This is a genomic window from Winogradskyella sp. 266wxhm, assembly GCF_058964685.1.
Genome location: NZ_CM179559.1, coordinates 3,559,831 through 3,576,503, shown reverse-complemented (window position 1 = coordinate 3,576,503; position 16,673 = coordinate 3,559,831). Strand labels below are relative to the sequence as shown.

Below are 16,673 nucleotides of genomic sequence, written 5' to 3'. Positions count from 1 at the left end.
TATGAGTAGTTACGTGGTTTAACGGTTAAGCAAGCAAGTACACACCAACCTGAAAATCCGCGAGGATTTTCAGAAGTAGGCGAGAACAAGCAATTACTTATAGTCATTGTTAAGCAGCGTATTTTATTTATAATAATCAATTTTACGTTTTAAAATCCTTAGGGGTTTATCATTTTTAAATTCAATTTTCTCAATCCAATTATTTTCTGAATCGTATTTAAAATCATAACTCCAAACATCTTTTGTTTCGCCATCAGATGTTTTAACCATTTTTTCAGTCAAATCCCCATTTTCATTATATTGATTTTTTTCGACAAGATTGAATTCATCATCTCCAATTACAGTGGTAGACTCCATTAGTTCTCCGTTATTATGGTATTTGTATTTTGCTTCGTCGAAGGTCGAGTCATTTTCGATATTAAATTGTTCGACAATTTTTTTATTGTTTTTATTATAAAAGTATTTGTTTTCTTCTTCAATCGTGTCCCAATCACTGTATTCGGTAATCATTTCTCTTTCTTTGAGGTTTTGAGAATTAAAACTTCTCTCGACTAACCTGATGGGTTTATTTTCATAATCGAATTCGCTCTCGGAAATCAAGTTATTGTTACTATCATATCTTGCGCTATAAGTCGATTGAATTGTGTCATTTTGAATAATTTCTCTTTTAATAGGTCGGTTATCTTCGTCACGTTCAATTTTATATGTTCGCCTAAAGTCATTTTCCTTTATTACGAGTTGGGTTATACTGTCCCGTGAATTGTAACTGTAATCATATTCTAAAACTGAACCTTTTCCATAATGGTCAACTTCTCTTAAATTAAGTAATCGGTCTCTTTTATCATAAGTGTATGATGTCTCTTTCCGAATATCTCCATTTGCTAGAAACTCTTTAGATAAAGTAAGGTTTCCAAGCTGATTAAATTCCAAAACCAAATTTTTGTCAATTCCAATTCCATTTTCTTTGTTTCCAATTTTAAAAGTATCTTTTTCTGGAATCAGATTAAATAGTTCGGATTTTACAGATTTTACTTTTCCATTAAATCCGTATTTGTATAAATCATTTTTCTTGTCCGATGAGTTTGTTGATACAGCGCAACTAATAATTGAAATACAAATTATCGATAAAGTTATGAATGTTTTTTTCATATGTTGCCCAACGTCAAGACACAGTCCCGTTTCAATGAACTATATCTGTTAAAAGGCGAATTTAACTTTTAATAAACTATAAGTCAATACGTAAAGTCACGTATATTTTAAACCAAATATAAGCTAATTGCAATAACACCAGCACAATGCGCTAATTGGCAAAGCAATGTCTTACCAAGAATCATTACAATTAGCTATAAATTTTGCACTGTTTAGTACTTATTAGATTTTTTAAAATTTTTAAATTGCTTATACATTTTTCCAAAATCTTTTTCCTTTTTGCGTTTTTCAGCAACGGTCAATTCAAAATGCTCGTTTTCCCGTTTCATTTTGAGATAATTCTCATAGTACAGTTTATCTACTTTTCCACTTTCAACGGCTTCCATAACAGCACAATCAATTTCTATGGTATGGGTACAATTTTTAAACCTGCAGTTTTGGGATAGCGCGACTATTTTTTCAAACGTCTTTTCTAATCCTTCAACGGCATCTGTAATACCCACTTCTCTCATTCCTGGGTTATCAATAATAACACCTCCATTTTCAAGAGCTATTAATGCTCTGTGTGTAGTAATATGTCGTCCTTTATTCGTACTTGTACTAACAGCATTTGTTTTCATCTGTTGTTTACCCGATAGATTGTTTAAAAGACTCGATTTTCCCACTCCTGAGGAACCCAACAAGCAGTAAGTTTTGCCTTTTTCTATATAGGTTGTCACGTTCTCAATTCCTTTTTGCGACGTATTACTTATAGCAATTATTGGTACTTTAGCTACTCTTTCTTTAACTTTTAAGAGTAGATCATCTAACATTGTTGCGCTTATCAAATCAATCTTATTAAGAAGAATAATTGGCTGTATATGAGATGTATTGCAAATTGTGAGGTAACGTTCTATGCGATTGATATTAAAATCCCCGTCAACCGCTTGCACTATAAAAGCAAAGTCAATATTTGTGGCTATAATTTGCCGCTCTCCTTGCTTACCAACTGCCTGTCGTTGAATAATAGTTTTTCTGGGAATAATAGAATGTATAAGCACCTTATTGTCATCATATTCAGAAATGGCAACCCAGTCTCCTACAGCAGGAAAATCTTCACGAGTATTTGCCGTATATCTTAAGTTACCTGTAATTTCAGCTTCAAAATCCCCGTTTTCAGTTGCAACTATATATCTTTCCTTGTGCTCTGAAATAATTCTTCCTATTTCAAAGTCCATAAGATGATGTTGAATTCTTAATTTTTCTATGTTGTCGTTATATCCGAAATGTTCTAATGTCATATTCAGTATGTTTTAAATTGCCGTAAACACTTGCGGTATTTATAAATCGATAAATACAACAGCATTCACAATCAATGTGTTTATTTGTAAAATGTATATAAGTAGAAATGCTTCAGTGTATTACCTAAAGTTAAGAATGGTGATAGTCAAAGAAAATTGACTATCTATTTTACAATATCCGAATATAATATTACAGATGTAATAGGCATAAATTGTAATTAGAATACAAAATTATAAAATATCCCTTAAAAATCTGAAATTGAGGGAGTTTTTTGTGTAGCGATTATTTCAATCAGTAATTCTGTTTGTAGATTTAGGCAAATATACTACAATACATAAATTAGTCTGTATCTGTACTATTTGTCAACTAACACATAGTTTAGTTTAAAATCCTTATTATCAAAACAATAATTAATTTTTGACTATGTATTTTATAAATCATTTTAATTAATTCAACATAACTTTTTAAACAAAAAAATCCCAAGCTTTAAGCTCAGGATTATTATAAATTATTAAATATTTAGTAGTCTAAACCAACCAAACACTAAAAACCAGCAAGTTGATTAGTCTTCAGGATGCATAAAGCGTTGTTTCCCTAGAAGTTCTTCTTCTGTTTCTACATGGTCATCATCTGGCACACAACAATCTACAGGACATACCGCAGCACATTGTGGCTCTTCATGAAAGCCCATACACTCCGTACACTTGTCTGGCGCAATATAGTACACTTCGTCACTTATAGGTTCTTGGGTTTCTTCTGCATCTACTTCCTTGCCATTTGGTAGTACAACTTTACCACTAAGACTTGTACCATCAGCATACCTCCAATCATCTGCTCCTTCATATATTGCAGTATTAGGGCATTCTGGTTCGCAAGCTCCACAGTTTATACATTCGTCTGTTATTATAATTGCCATAGTAATTTTTCTTTCTTTTGGGTTTGCGTAAATTTGCATCTGCCTTTACACAGATTAGGCTGCAAAAGTAAAGCCAAAAAGGCGGTTATACAAATTATAATGAGTAACAAAGATTACATTAACAAAGCTTTCATAGAATTAGGAAAATTCCTAAATCAGTTTACCACAACTCCTCCACAAAAACAGGATGGTATTCAACACAACGATTTATTCTTCGATGCATTCAAACACCAAATAAAATTAGCAAAAGAGCATAACGGTTGGTTTACAGATAGCAATATAGAATACAGTTTTATGTCATGGTGTAAAATACTGACAAAGAACAATATTAATCATTGGTTAAGCAAGTATAACTTTAATGTTGAAGAACCTAAAACTGTAGCCATAATAATGGCAGGAAATATTCCTCTCGTAGGCTTTCATGATTTCTTAAGTGTAATTATTACAGGCCATAACGTATTGGTAAAGCAATCCTCTAACGACAAACACCTACTACCGCTTTTAGCAAAATATTTAGAGTACATAGAACCAAGTTTAAAAGGTAAAATAAGCTTCACAGAAGAACAGCTAAACAACTTCGATGCTGTCATAGCTACAGGTAGCGACAACACATCACGTTATTTTGAGTACTACTTTAAAAACAAACCTTCTATTATTAGAAAAAACAGAAACTCAGTAGCTGTACTTACAGGTAACGAAACCCACGAGCAACTCGAAGCACTTTCAGACGATATCTTCCGTTATTATGGTTTGGGATGCAGAAACGTATCTAAGTTATTTGTTCCAAAAGATTATGATTTTGAAGCTTTCTTTAAAGCGGTTTACAAGTGGCATCATGTTATTCATGAAGCTAAATACGCTAATAACTACGACTATAATAAAGCAGTTTACCTTATGAGCGAGTTCAATATGTTAGAAAACGGTTTCTTAATGATTAAGGAAGATCAAAGCTACTCCTCGCCTATTGCTACTGTATTCTATGAGTACTATGATTCCACCGAAGATTTAAAAGACAAATTAAGTACAGATACTGAAAAGATTCAATGTGTTGTCGCTGATGGATTTTTAGATTCTGAAGTGAAATTTGGACAAACACAACAGCCACAACTTTGGGATTATGCAGATAATGTAGATACTGTTGATTTCTTGTTAAAAACATAAACCAAAAATTATCATTTTAGTAACAACTTTTTTGCAATTAATTGCCACCTTTGTAGCTATTACATACAAAAACTCACAGATATAAAGTTAACGCTCTCAGTAGTGTTATTGAGATAAAAAAACATACTTCATGAAAAAACATAATTTTAGTGCTGGTCCTTGTGTATTGCCAAAAACAGTAATGGAACAAGCAGCTGCGGCTGTTTTAAACTTTGATGACGGCTTATCATTGTTAGAGATATCGCATCGTAGCAAACCATTTGTAGATGTAATGGAAAATGCAAGAGCCTTAGCGTTAGAGTTGTTAGGCTTAGAAGGAAAAGGCTACAAAGCATTGTTCTTACAAGGTGGTGCTAGTACACAATTCTTAATGGTTGCTTTAAACCTTTTAGAAAAAAGAGCTGGTTATCTTAACACAGGTACTTGGGCTGATAAAGCTATAAAAGAAGCTAAAATCTACGATGATATCTACGAAGTAGCATCCTCTAAAAGTGCAAACTATAATTACATTCCAAAAGGATACGACATCCCAGAAGATTATGATTATTTCCATTGCACTTCTAACAATACCATTTTCGGGACACAAATGAAGAGTTTTCCAGACTCTCCTATTCCGATGGTATGCGATATGAGTAGTGATATTTTCTCGCGTCAGTTAGACTTTACACAATTCGACATTATCTATGCTGGTGCACAAAAAAATATGGGTCCTGCAGGAACAACACTTGTAGTGGTTAAAGAAGATGTTCTTGGAAAGGTATCTCGAAAAATTCCATCAATGATGGATTACAAAGTTCATATCAGTAAAGGTAGTATGTTCAATACACCTCCTGTATTTGCAGTCTATGTATCAATGTTAACACTACAGTGGCTAAAAGGCAAAGGTGGTATTAAAGGTATCGAAGAAGAAAACGAAAAGAAAGCGCGTTTAATCTATTCTGAAATAGACCTTAACCCTTTGTTTAAAGGTTTTGCTGTGAAGGAAGATCGTTCTAATATGAACGCTACTTTTACATTAGAAAACGAAAACCTTAAAGAGACTTTTGATGCTATGTGTGTTGAAGCTGGTATAAACGGTATCAACGGACACAGAAGTGTTGGTGGGTATAGAGCATCAATGTATAATGCCTTAACTCTAGACAGTGTTAAAGCACTTGTAGAGGTGATGAGTGAGTTAGAAAGAAAAGCATAATTATCAATCGTCATTTATTTCCTGAATGACAAAACAAATTATAATGAAAATATTAGCAAACGACGGTATTTCTCAAAGTGGTATTACAGCTTTAGAAGCTGCAGGTTACGAAGTTATTACAACTACAGTAGCCCAAGAGCAATTAGAGAATTACATCAATGAAAATAACATTGTAGTTCTTTTAGTAAGAAGTGCAACCAAAGTTAGAAAAGATATAATAGACAACTGCCCTAGCCTAAAGATTATTGGTCGTGGTGGTGTTGGTATGGATAATATCGATGTAGAATACGCTAAAGAAAAAGGACTTCATGTCATCAATACGCCTGCTGCTTCTTCACATTCTGTAGCAGAGTTAGTATTTGGTCACTTTTATGGTTTAGCGCGTTTCTTACACAATTCCAACAGAGATATGCCTTTAGAAGGTGATGCTAATTTTAAAGGTTTAAAGAAAGCTTACGCTAAAGGAACTGAACTAAAAGGAAAAACCCTTGGTGTTTTAGGATTCGGTCGTATAGGTCAAGCTACTGCTAAAGTTGCTATTGGAGCTGGTATGAAAGTAGTTGCATTCGATCCTTACATGGAAAAAGCTGATTTAGAACTAGAATTCTTTGATGGACAAAAAGTAAACTTTGAAATCAAAACAATATCTAAAGAAGAGGTTCTTAAGCAAGCTGATTTCTTAACACTACACGTTCCTGCACAAAAAGACTATGTTATTGGTGAAAAGGAATTTGACCTAATGAAAGATGGAGTAATCATTGCTAATGCAGCAAGAGGTGGTGTTGTTGATGAAGTTGCTTTAGTAAAAGCCATTGAAAAAGGTAAAGTAGCAAGAGCAGCTTTAGATGTTTTTGAAAAAGAACCTAAACCAGAAATCCAATTATTAATGAATCCTGCATTATCATTAACACCTCACACTGGTGCTGCTACAAACGAAGCACAAGATCGTATAGGAGTTGAACTTGCAGATCAGATTAAGAGCATTTTAGGTTAATAAATGTGACCTAAACATAATATTTGAGTCCTACAATTGTAGGACTTTTTTTGTACATTGAAGTACCAAATTTTTAATCAAAAAATAATTATAAAACATGGCAGGAATTTTAGATTTATTAAACAGCGATTTAGGAAAAACCATAGTTAGTGGTGTTTCTGGATCTACCGGAACAGACCAAGACAAAACCAGTAGTGTGCTTACAATGGCATTACCTGTTTTAATGAAAGCAATGGAACGTAACGCAGCAACTGAACAAGGTGCACAAGGATTAATGGGCGCTCTAAGTAATAAGCACGATGGAAGTATTTTAGATAACCTAGGAGGCTTATTTAGTGGCGGAGTTGATGAAGACGTGAAAACCGATGGAGATAAAATCTTAGGACATATTTTAGGACAAAAGAAACAAGGTGTTGAACAAGTTATTGGACAAAAAGCAGGATTAGATGCTGGTTCTGTAGCCAATATTCTTAAAGTAGCTGCACCAATATTAATGGGTATTCTTGGTAAACAAGCTAAACAAAACAATGTAAGTTCTCAAAATGACATTACAGGACTTCTTGGAGGTTTGCTTGGAGGAAGCAGTGCTCAAAACGAACAGAGTTTCTTAGAAAAAATATTAGATGCCGATGGAGATGGTAGCGTAGTAGATGATGTTGCTGGTATGCTTTTAGGTGGAAGTAAAAAGAAAGGTGGCGTAGGTGGTCTTCTTGGAGGATTATTCGGGAAATAAAACACTATAATAACTTATTTAAAAAGCAGTTCCTTCTGGTACTGCTTTTTTTTATGGCTAACTTCTATAAAGGAATTACTCATTCAAAAGAAGTTCTCACTCATTGGTACTTTAATAATAGAAAGCTTTTATAAATATTTGTATCGTTAAATGAAACCAAAAAGACAACTTAATTAACCGAATTTTTAATATATTTAATTTATTATGAAAAAGCTTATTCCTTTTATTATTCTTGCAATTCTTATTGCTAGTTGCAAATCTTACAACACTAATCAAACCATAGACAATGGCAACAGTAGCGCTTTGGTTGATAATGATACTGTTTCCATTAGTAGTGACGAAACTGATTATGAAATTATAATTATTGAACCAGGATTTAATTCTTGGTTAGCCTCTACGGCAAGACCAGAAGGCTACTATTCTCAAGAGTGGTTAGAATCTAGAAATATAGTTTTAGTCCAAGCATGGAACCAAAGAAATTTACAGCCTCACACCTACAATCCTGACTTGTATCAATTAAGAATTGACTATGACGTTAATACAGATTATGGTTATGAAGTTAATTATAAACTATATAACTATTTCGTTTACTTTCAATTAAAATACAAACAACAATTAACCTCGTTTCAACCGAGGATATAGTTACTTATTATTATAAAATCCTTAATTTTGCAGCACTTTTAAGAGTGCTATGAAAAAATTTAAAGAACATTGGGAAATTCAAAAGAATTGGCAGTTGATTTTCCCTGTTTTAGGCCTAATTATTTTAGCGTATTCAGCCTTTAAGATTTCGTATGCTTTTCTAAAAGACCAAAACATAGTCTACACTATTACTGCTGTATTTCCAGTATTTTATAGCCTTTTAAGGCTAACACTTTATTGTTTCAAAAAACTAGAAAAAAAGTGGATTCTAGATTATAAATGGGAAATGATTAGAGTCTTCATTGTATTTGCAATTACGGGTACGTCTTCGGTTTTTGTTGGGAGGCCAATTATAAAGCTTATCGGAATTACTAAAGAAAACTTAAATCCCATACTCTACTGGATATTATTTATTATCATTGGGCTCATTTTTTATCAGATTCTTTTGGTGACTTTTGGTTGGCTTTTTGGTCAGTTTAAATTCTTCTGGGAATTTGAAAAGAAAATGTTACGAAGATTTGGACTTAAGCGTTTTTTAGATTGAATATAAAACCCATCATATCATCTTTATTTAAGGTATTTGCCTTATCAGTAGCGCTTACTGTTCTATTTCCTTCTTTTGTAAAGTTAAGTCATGCATTTACTCATCATAGTCATAAAGTTTGTAATGAAGATGCTAAACATGATACCCACTTTCATGAATCTGATTTAGATTGTGATTTTTACAAGTTTAAGCTTACTAACTCACAATTCTTAAATATTTATGAGTATCAGGAAGATTTAAAAAATGATATTTCTGAACTACAATCATTCTATTATAGTTCTTACCACACACAAAATAGAACACACTCCTTCTTAAGAGGACCTCCTTTGTTTGTCTAGATTTTCTATCTCTATTCACAAACAAAATTAAACTTTAAATGAAACGATTTTTCGTTGGCTTATTTATAGCATTTAGTTGCTATAACTATAGTCAAGATTGTAATTACACTTTTCTAGGTAATCTTCAAGATTTTCATGATAAGTCTGCAATTGCTTCTGCTACCATATATATTAAAGAAAAAGACAAATACTTGGTTTCAGATTTTGATGGCAAATTTAAAATTGAAGATCTGTGCTCTGGTACATTAACATTAACTATTTCTCACGTTAATTGTGAGACTAAAACGGTTTTATTCAATATTACTAATGATAGTTCTGAAATTATATTTTTAGAGCATCATTTAGAAGAACTCAGTGAAGTCGTAGTAAGTTCTACTATAAAAACAGAAACTACAAGTATTGAGCAATCTCTAAATAAGAGTGAGATAGAAAACTACTCTGACAAATCTTTGGGAGATGCCTTAAATTCTGTAAGTGGTGTATCTTCTTTGAATACTGGAAATACTATAGTTAAACCAATGATTCATGGTCTTCATAGCAGTCGATTATTAATTATTAATAATAACGTACGCTTATTCGATCAAGAATGGGGCGATGAACACGCACCTAATATCGATATTAATTCTGCTGACAGAATTGAGGTTGTAAAAGGTGCAAATACGCTAAGATATGGTAGCGATGCTATTGGAGGTCTAATTCTAGTAAATCCAAAAAAGTATGCTGCTATAGATAGTTTATTTGGCAGCACCATGCTTTCTTTAAATTCTAACGGAAGAGGTGGAAATGTAAATACCGAACTTGTTAAAACGTACCAATCTGGGTTTTACACCAAGTTTCAGTCGAGCTATAGAAAGTTTGGAGATTTTAAATCATCAGATTATTATCTTACCAATACTGGATTTAAAAACTTCAATGCTTCATTAAGATTTGGCTACAATAGTTTTGAAAAAGGTTTTGAAGCCTATTACAGTGTTGTAAATAATGAATTAGGTATTCTAGCGGCTTCACATATAGGAAATGTTAATGATTTAGTAGCATCTACAAATAGTGGTCAACCTCGAATTATTGAAGACTTTTCTTATGATATTGAAAATCCTAGACAAAGTATTTTACATCATTTAGGGAAAATAGAAGCTTATAGACGATTTAAAGGATTGGGGAAACTCACGGTTCAATACGATCTTCAGATCAATAGACGAAAGGAATTTGATTTAAGACGTGGGGACAGAGATAACGTTCCTGTAGTTGACTTAAGGTTATTTACGAATTCGCTACAGTCCAATTTACGTATAGATTATATTAACAACCTAAAGATTGATACTGGTATTATGGCCAGATATCAACAAAATGATGCTGTTTCAGGTACAGGTGCACGTCCTCTGATTCCCGATTATGACAAATACGACGCTAGCATTTACACTGTAGGAAATTATGATTTAAACGAAACTTCAGATCTAAGCGCTGGTCTTCGCTATGATTTTAGTAAAATCGAAGCCACAAAAAGCTATAATATATCAGATTGGGAAGCTTATAATTATGACGTATTGTTTCCTGAATTTGAAACCAGTAACATAGATAATTCTCAGATCTTAACGCGTCCTGAGTTTACATATCATAATATTTCAGCAAGTTTAGGCTATTCTAAAAGGTTTAATAATGATCTATCGTTTTCTTTTAATTACGGTTTAGCCACTAGAGTACCTAATCCTTCTGAATTGTTCAGTGATGGACTTCATCACGGAGCTGCTAGAATAGAAATTGGTTTATTAACTATAGACAAGGAGGTTGCTAATAAATTTGTAGCCTCATTAGAAAGAAACAATGAAAATTTTGGATTTACTATAAGTCCATATTATAAACAAATTGACAATTATATACAGCTGATTCCTGCTGGTATAACAACAACAATACGAGGTGCTTTCCCTGTTTGGGAATATAATCAAATTGATGCAAGAATATTTGGAGTTGATATTGATATCAATAAAAAAATCAATAATAACTTAAAGTATAATGGAGGTATTAGTTTACTAAGAGGTGATAATATATCAGAAGATATTCCTTTAATCCTAATGCCTGCTACTAATTTCAATAACAGTATATCTTATTTCAATGAAAATTTAAATTCCTTAACACTGAGTTTAAATCACAAAACTGTATTACAACAAAAAAGATATCCTGATTATAACTTTTTCACCTTCAACCCTATACTACAGGAAGATGTTTATGTAGATATTAGCTCTACACCACCTGCCTACTCTCTGTTTAGCTTCAACAGCTCAATGAGCTTTAAAGCTTTCAAAAAAGGTAGTCTAAAAATAGAATTCAATGTTGAAAATATATTCAATACTTCTTACAGAGAATATCTTAATAGACTACGTTATTTTGCTGACGACTTAGGCAGGAACTTTAACTTAAAAATCAAAATAAATTATTAATACAATAAAATTTAAAAACATGAAAAATTTCAAATCTATAAAAACCATAAAATTATTAGCATTACTTTTTGTTGCAAATATTGCAGCAGTAAGTTGTTCTAGTGATGATGATGGCGATGATCACGGTCACCATCACGATGAAGAATTAATCACAACTGTCACTTATAGACTAACTAATGGTACTGATGTAGTTACTTTAGAGTTTCAAGATTTAGATGGTGATGGTAGTGCTGCACCAACTTATGATATTTCTGGTCCTTTAACTGCTAACACAACGTATACTGGATCTATTCAGTTGTTGAATGAAACAGAAAATCCAGCTGATAATATAACTGAAGAAGTACAAAATGAAGGTGATGAACACGAATTTTTTATCTCATCATCAATCAGTGATATAGCAATTACAAAAACTGATGTTGATGAAAACGGAAATCCTATAGGTATTGAATCATCTTTAACTACTGGTAATGCTGGTACAGGAACACTTACAGTAATCTTAAAGCACGAGCCTACAAAACCAAATGATGGTACTGCAGATGGTGCTGGTGGAAGTACTGATGTTCAGGTGACTTTTAATATAGAAGTACAATAAATTATATTTTGTAATACAGTTAAAAAAGCGCTCAATATGAGCGCTTTTTTTATGTCTTTACTACAGATTTTTCAGTTTTTATAACATATGTATACAACCACATTATACTAAATGTAGGTATAACATCAAAGAATGGTAAAGCTTCTTCTATAAAAGACACTACTGCTGCTACCTTACCTTCTTTGCCTTTGTACATTTTGGTCATTAAATAGGCTGATAAAGGTGCCCAAACAACATCAAATAATGGAAAGACAAATGACACATAACCTAAAGCGTCAAATATTAGTCCTAGTATAAGTTTTCTGCTTTTTTTCATAATCAATTCTTGAGTTTCAATATTATATACGCAATAAGTATTCCAATTTCTTCTGATGTCAAATCGTCATAAACAACTCATAATCAAACCTATTTTAGGTTTTAACTTTTAGTTAAGAGCTATATGTTAAATGAGATTGTAGATTTGCAAAAGTTAGAGAGTAACAACCGCAACATAATTACATCTTTAATAAAACTAAACTATTCATCAATCAATCCGTTATGAACCTACGTTCTATAACCCTATTTTCTTGTTTAGTCTTGGGAATCATTAATTCATTAGTCGCCCAAGACAAAAAATCGTTACAAATAAAGCGTTCTTCAGAAGCTCCAAAAATAGATGGTATACTAGACGAAGCCCTATGGGAAGATGCAGATATTGCTACAAACTTTATTTCTTTCAGACCTGAAATAGGAAAGCAAAGACCTAAAGAAGAACGTACAGAAATAAAAATGACTTATGATAATCAGGCTATTTATATAGCAGCTTATCTCTATGATGATCCTACTAAAATCATGAAACAATTGACTAGTAGAGATAATTTTGGTCAAAGTGATTTTTTAGGCATTATTATAAATCCTAACAATGATGCTCAAAACGATACTGAGTTTTTTGTTTTCGGTTCGGGACAACAAGCCGATGCTTTGGCAAGCCCAACAATAGGTGAAGATTTTGGCTGGAATGCTGTTTGGCAAAGTGCCGTAAAAATTGTAGATGATGGTTGGATTGTTGAAGTTAAAATTCCATACCGATGCATACGTTTTACCGATCAAGAAGATCCTGTTTGGGGTATTCAATTCCATAGACATTTTAGACGGGAGCGCTCACAATATACGTGGAATCCTATCGACCCAACTAAAGGTAATATTGGAATTTATCATGGTGAACTCAAAGGGCTTCAAAACATTACACCACCTGTAAGACTTAACCTCTACCCTTTTGCTACAGGAATTGTTAATGACTTTGATGGAGATACCGACACTGATTTAAACTTTGGCATGGACGTAAAATATGGTATAACCGATAATTTTACGCTAGATGCTACTTTAGTTCCTGATTTTAGTCAAGCAGGATTTGATAATGTAACCCTAAACTTAGGCCCTTTTGAACAAACATTTTCTGAACAAAGACAATTTTTCACCGAAGGTGTCGATCTGTTTTCAAAAGGTAACCTGTTTTTTTCTAGGCGTATTGGTGGTAGACCTAGTGGTGAGTTATCGCTTTCTGATGATGAAGAGGCTAATGTTCCTAGAGAAGTAAAAGTCCTTAATGCTATCAAAGTTTCTGGTCGTACTAAAAACGGCTTAGGTATTGGAATTTTTAATGCTATTACCGAAAAGACTGAAGCTAGCATTACCAATACCGAAACAGGTGAACAACGTAAAGAAGTAGTTGAACCTTTTGCTAACTATAATGTTTTGGTGGTAGATCAACTTTTTAATGGTAATTCATCTGTAAGCTTAATTAACACTAACGTGATGCGAGAAGGTAATTTTAGAGATGCTAATGTTACAGGTTTGGTGACTAACTTACAGAATAAACGAAACACCTACAATATTGTAGCTGAAGCAAAAATGAGTAATGTTAATCACCAGTTTGAAGCTAGTGAAACTGGATATAGTTCATTCTTCTATATTGGAAAATCACATGGTAAATTCCGCTATAGTTTTGACCATAGTTTTGCTGATACCAAATACGACATTAATGATCTTGGACTTATTCTAAGAAATAACTATAATAATTTTGGTGCCGATGTATCGTATCGCATTTTTGAACCTAAAGGCAACCTCAACAATTATAGAATTAATGCTTATATCAATTATCGTAACCTAGCCAATCCTGGTGTATTTACAGGTACCAATTTTGGTGCTGAATATAATGCACAAAATAAAGGTTTAAACAATTACGGTTTTTGGTTTGATATGGAACCTGGGAAGCAATATGATTATTTTGAATCTAGAGATGGCAGATACTTCATTTATGAAAATATTGCTAGTGCTGGCGGTTATTATTCATCTAACTACAATAAAAAATTCGCTTATGATATAAGTGCGAATTCCTATAAAATATTTGAAGACGGTAGAGATTTGTTTGGTTACAACCTCAGCTTAAGTCCTAGATTTAGATTCAATGATAAATTTCTAACTATTTATAGTTTTAACCTCAACATGTCTAATGGTTCTAGAGGTTATGCTACGGAAGCAGACGATCAACCTATTTTTGGTGAACGCAATAGACAACGACTTACCAATACCATTTCTGCTAATTATACTTTTAATCCTTTTAACACACTTTCTCTAACGTTTAGGCATTATTGGGACACGGTAAATTATGATTATGAATTATTCACATTGCTGGATAATGGCTTATTAACAACAGATTCTGGCTACACGGTAGATAATGTTGAAGAAAGCCCTAACATTAATTTTAGTACTTGGAATATCGATTTAAGTTATTCGTGGCAATTTGCACCAGGAAGCTTCCTAACCGCATTATATCGTAATCAGTTATTCAATTCAGATACTTTGTCTAAAGACAGTTATTCTGAAAGTTTGAATACCCTTTTTGAACAACCTATTCAGCATACGTTATCTGTGAGGTTACAATATTTCCTAGATTTCAATGGTATAAAATCTGTATTTCAAGGAAAGAATTCTGCGTCTTAATATTGTGGATTACGGCTTTATATAGTATTTTCACGCCACATGAGTACAACCATTATTTCTGCTAAGCAGATAGAAAAAGCTTATAAAGACCTTAAGGTTTTAAAAGGAGTAGATTTAACCATTAACGAAAGTGAAGTCATCTCTATTGTTGGCGCTTCTGGAGCTGGAAAAACCACACTACTTCAGATTTTAGGCACACTAGACAAACCTGATTATACCTCAGAAACCGAACTTATCATCAATGGACAATCTATAAAATCCATGAATGATAAAACACTGGCAAGATTCAGAAATAAGAATATCGGATTCATCTTTCAATTCCATCAATTATTACCCGAATTTACAGCTTTAGAGAATGTTTGTATTCCAGCATTTATAAATAACACCCCAAAAGCTGAAGCAGAAAAACGAGCTAAGGAATTATTAGATTATTTAGGACTAAAAGACCGCATACACCATAAACCCAATAGCATGTCTGGTGGCGAACAACAACGTGTTGCTGTTGCTAGAGCTTTAATAAATCAGCCAAATATTATTTTTGCTGATGAGCCTTCAGGGAATTTAGATAGCGAATCTGCTGAACAATTACATAAACTATTTTTCAAACTTCGTGATGAGTTTAAGCAAACCTTTGTTATTGTGACGCACAACCAAGAGTTGGCTGAAATGGCAGACCGAAAACTCACTATGGTTGACGGTAAAATTGTTTAAAGATTAAGCTTCTTTCTCGGTATTAGGATTGGTTAGTACAACGCGTGTTCGTGGTAAACTTTCAGGATAGTTTTCTCTGATAAAATCTATCATTTTCTCTCTAACATGAACTCTCAAGTCCCAAGCGGTTGGCGAGTTTCTAGCACTGACTAATATTCGGGTTTCTACAGTATACTCTTTAGAATCTGTTACTTGAAGAACTTGTACATTTTTGTCCCATAAATCCGTGTTATCCAAAATACGTTTCAATTCTTCTCTTAAAGCATCAAAAGGCACATCATAATCTGTATACAAAAATACAGTTCCGATGATATCTGCACTAGAGCGTGTCCAATTTTGAAAAGGTTTCTCCAAGAAATATGTTGATGGCAATACCAAACGCCTTTTATCCCAAATTCGAACTACGACATAAGTAAGATTAATTTCCTCTATCCAACCCCATTCTCCTTCAACCACAACAGCATCATCAATTCTAAAAGGTTGGGTTAACGCAATCTGAATTCCCGCCATTAAAGCTCCAAATACTTTTTGAGCGGACAAACCCAAAATAATACCAGCCAAACCTGCCGAAGCAAAAATACCAACACCTATTTCCCTAATACTCTCAAAAGATAAAAGGATTAAACCTATTGAAGTTAGAATAATAATAAACACAATAACCTTTTCCAGAATATTGAATTGTGTATAGAGTTTTCTAGACTTTAAATTATCTTCTTTAGTAATGTCATAATGTTTTAACACTTGACGTTTTATACGCCTTAAAAGAATGATTAAAAACCACGCCAAAGCTACAATTACAAAGTTTCTACGCTGTTCTACCACAAGTGATAAATCGACATTCCATTGATCGGACACCCAATCTGCAATTGGTTTTATGGCAAAAATGATAACAATTAAGGCAATACTAAATATGAGTTTGGTATTCTTCATAAGCAATTTTTCGGTTGTTATAAGAAGTACATCATTCCGTAAGCAAGATGTTGCAAAAAGAAAATAGAAATGA

The 16,673-nt window shown here is 32.9% G+C and carries 16 protein-coding genes; 11 read left to right on the top strand and 5 right to left on the bottom strand.

The window, feature by feature from the left end; genetic code table 11:
* Nucleotides 1-123: 123 nt before the first annotated feature.
* The 3 genes from AC2H4K_RS16130 to AC2H4K_RS16120 all read right to left on the bottom strand — a co-directional run bounded on the left by AC2H4K_RS16130 (nt 124) and on the right by AC2H4K_RS16120 (nt 3,346).
* Nucleotides 124-1,149, bottom strand: a complete 1,026-nt coding sequence (locus AC2H4K_RS16130) for a hypothetical protein (RefSeq protein WP_281139509.1) — start codon at nt 1,147-1,149, stop codon at nt 124-126.
* Nucleotides 1,150-1,361: 212 nt separating this feature from the next.
* Nucleotides 1,362-2,429 (bottom strand): ribosome small subunit-dependent GTPase A, encoded by a 1,068-nt coding sequence (gene rsgA / locus AC2H4K_RS16125; RefSeq protein WP_281139510.1) that lies wholly within the window; start codon nt 2,427-2,429, stop codon nt 1,362-1,364.
* A gap of 563 nt (nt 2,430-2,992) precedes the next feature.
* On the bottom strand, nt 2,993-3,346 hold the full coding sequence (locus AC2H4K_RS16120) for a 4Fe-4S dicluster domain-containing protein (protein WP_281139511.1): 354 nt from the start codon (nt 3,344-3,346) through the stop codon (nt 2,993-2,995).
* Nucleotides 3,347-3,445: 99 nt separating this feature from the next.
* On the opposite strand from AC2H4K_RS16120, the gene AC2H4K_RS16115 reads away from it, so the two are divergent.
* From AC2H4K_RS16115 to AC2H4K_RS16075, 9 genes are all read left to right on the top strand, one after another.
* A complete protein-coding gene (locus tag AC2H4K_RS16115; protein WP_281139512.1) occupies nt 3,446-4,507 on the top strand; it encodes an acyl-CoA reductase in 1,062 nt (353 codons plus the stop codon).
* Between the two features lie 130 nt (nt 4,508-4,637).
* Nucleotides 4,638-5,699 carry a 3-phosphoserine/phosphohydroxythreonine transaminase gene (serC, locus tag AC2H4K_RS16110; RefSeq protein WP_281139513.1) on the top strand — a complete coding sequence of 354 codons (1,062 nt, stop codon included), beginning with the start codon at nt 4,638-4,640 and terminating at the stop codon, nt 5,697-5,699.
* 43 nt (nt 5,700-5,742) lie between these two features.
* Entirely contained in the window at nt 5,743-6,693 is a 951-nt protein-coding gene (locus AC2H4K_RS16105) for a D-2-hydroxyacid dehydrogenase (RefSeq protein ID WP_281139514.1), read from the top strand.
* Nucleotides 6,694-6,790: 97 nt separating this feature from the next.
* Nucleotides 6,791-7,426, top strand: coding sequence for a DUF937 domain-containing protein (locus tag AC2H4K_RS16100; RefSeq protein ID WP_281139515.1), 636 nt, complete (start codon nt 6,791-6,793; stop codon nt 7,424-7,426).
* A 204-nt stretch (nt 7,427-7,630) separates the two neighbouring features.
* Nucleotides 7,631-8,068, top strand: a complete 438-nt coding sequence (locus AC2H4K_RS16095; RefSeq protein ID WP_281139516.1) for a DUF6146 family protein — start codon at nt 7,631-7,633, stop codon at nt 8,066-8,068.
* Between the two features lie 49 nt (nt 8,069-8,117).
* A complete protein-coding gene (locus AC2H4K_RS16090; protein WP_281139517.1) occupies nt 8,118-8,612 on the top strand; it encodes a DUF6787 family protein in 495 nt (164 codons plus the stop codon).
* On the top strand, nt 8,609-8,950 hold the full coding sequence (locus AC2H4K_RS16085; RefSeq protein ID WP_281139518.1) for a hypothetical protein: 342 nt from the start codon (nt 8,609-8,611) through the stop codon (nt 8,948-8,950). The genes AC2H4K_RS16090 and AC2H4K_RS16085 overlap by 4 nt, the downstream gene beginning before the upstream one ends.
* Nucleotides 8,951-8,988: 38 nt before the next feature.
* Complete coding sequence (locus AC2H4K_RS16080) at nt 8,989-11,385, top strand: TonB-dependent receptor (protein WP_493742607.1); 2,397 nt, start codon at nt 8,989-8,991, stop codon at nt 11,383-11,385.
* Nucleotides 11,386-11,404: 19 nt separating this feature from the next.
* On the top strand, nt 11,405-11,977 hold the full coding sequence (locus tag AC2H4K_RS16075; protein WP_281139520.1) for a type 1 periplasmic binding fold superfamily protein: 573 nt from the start codon (nt 11,405-11,407) through the stop codon (nt 11,975-11,977).
* Between the two features lie 49 nt (nt 11,978-12,026).
* Here the strand turns inward: AC2H4K_RS16075 and AC2H4K_RS16070 are convergent, their stop codons facing one another.
* On the bottom strand, nt 12,027-12,293 hold the full coding sequence (locus AC2H4K_RS16070; RefSeq protein ID WP_281139521.1) for a hypothetical protein: 267 nt from the start codon (nt 12,291-12,293) through the stop codon (nt 12,027-12,029).
* Between the two features lie 221 nt (nt 12,294-12,514).
* Here AC2H4K_RS16070 and AC2H4K_RS16065 point away from each other — a divergent pair, with 221 nt between their 5' ends.
* Together AC2H4K_RS16065 and AC2H4K_RS16060 are read left to right on the top strand one after the other, a co-directional pair.
* Nucleotides 12,515-14,959, top strand: coding sequence for a DUF5916 domain-containing protein (locus AC2H4K_RS16065; protein ID WP_281139522.1), 2,445 nt, complete (start codon nt 12,515-12,517; stop codon nt 14,957-14,959).
* A gap of 51 nt (nt 14,960-15,010) precedes the next feature.
* Complete coding sequence (locus tag AC2H4K_RS16060; RefSeq protein WP_493743075.1) at nt 15,011-15,670, top strand: ABC transporter ATP-binding protein; 660 nt, start codon at nt 15,011-15,013, stop codon at nt 15,668-15,670.
* A gap of 3 nt (nt 15,671-15,673) precedes the next feature.
* On the opposite strand, the gene AC2H4K_RS16055 is transcribed toward AC2H4K_RS16060, so the two are convergent.
* Nucleotides 15,674-16,600 (bottom strand): mechanosensitive ion channel family protein, encoded by a 927-nt coding sequence (locus tag AC2H4K_RS16055; protein ID WP_493742606.1) that lies wholly within the window; start codon nt 16,598-16,600, stop codon nt 15,674-15,676.
* Nucleotides 16,601-16,673 lie beyond the last annotated feature (73 nt).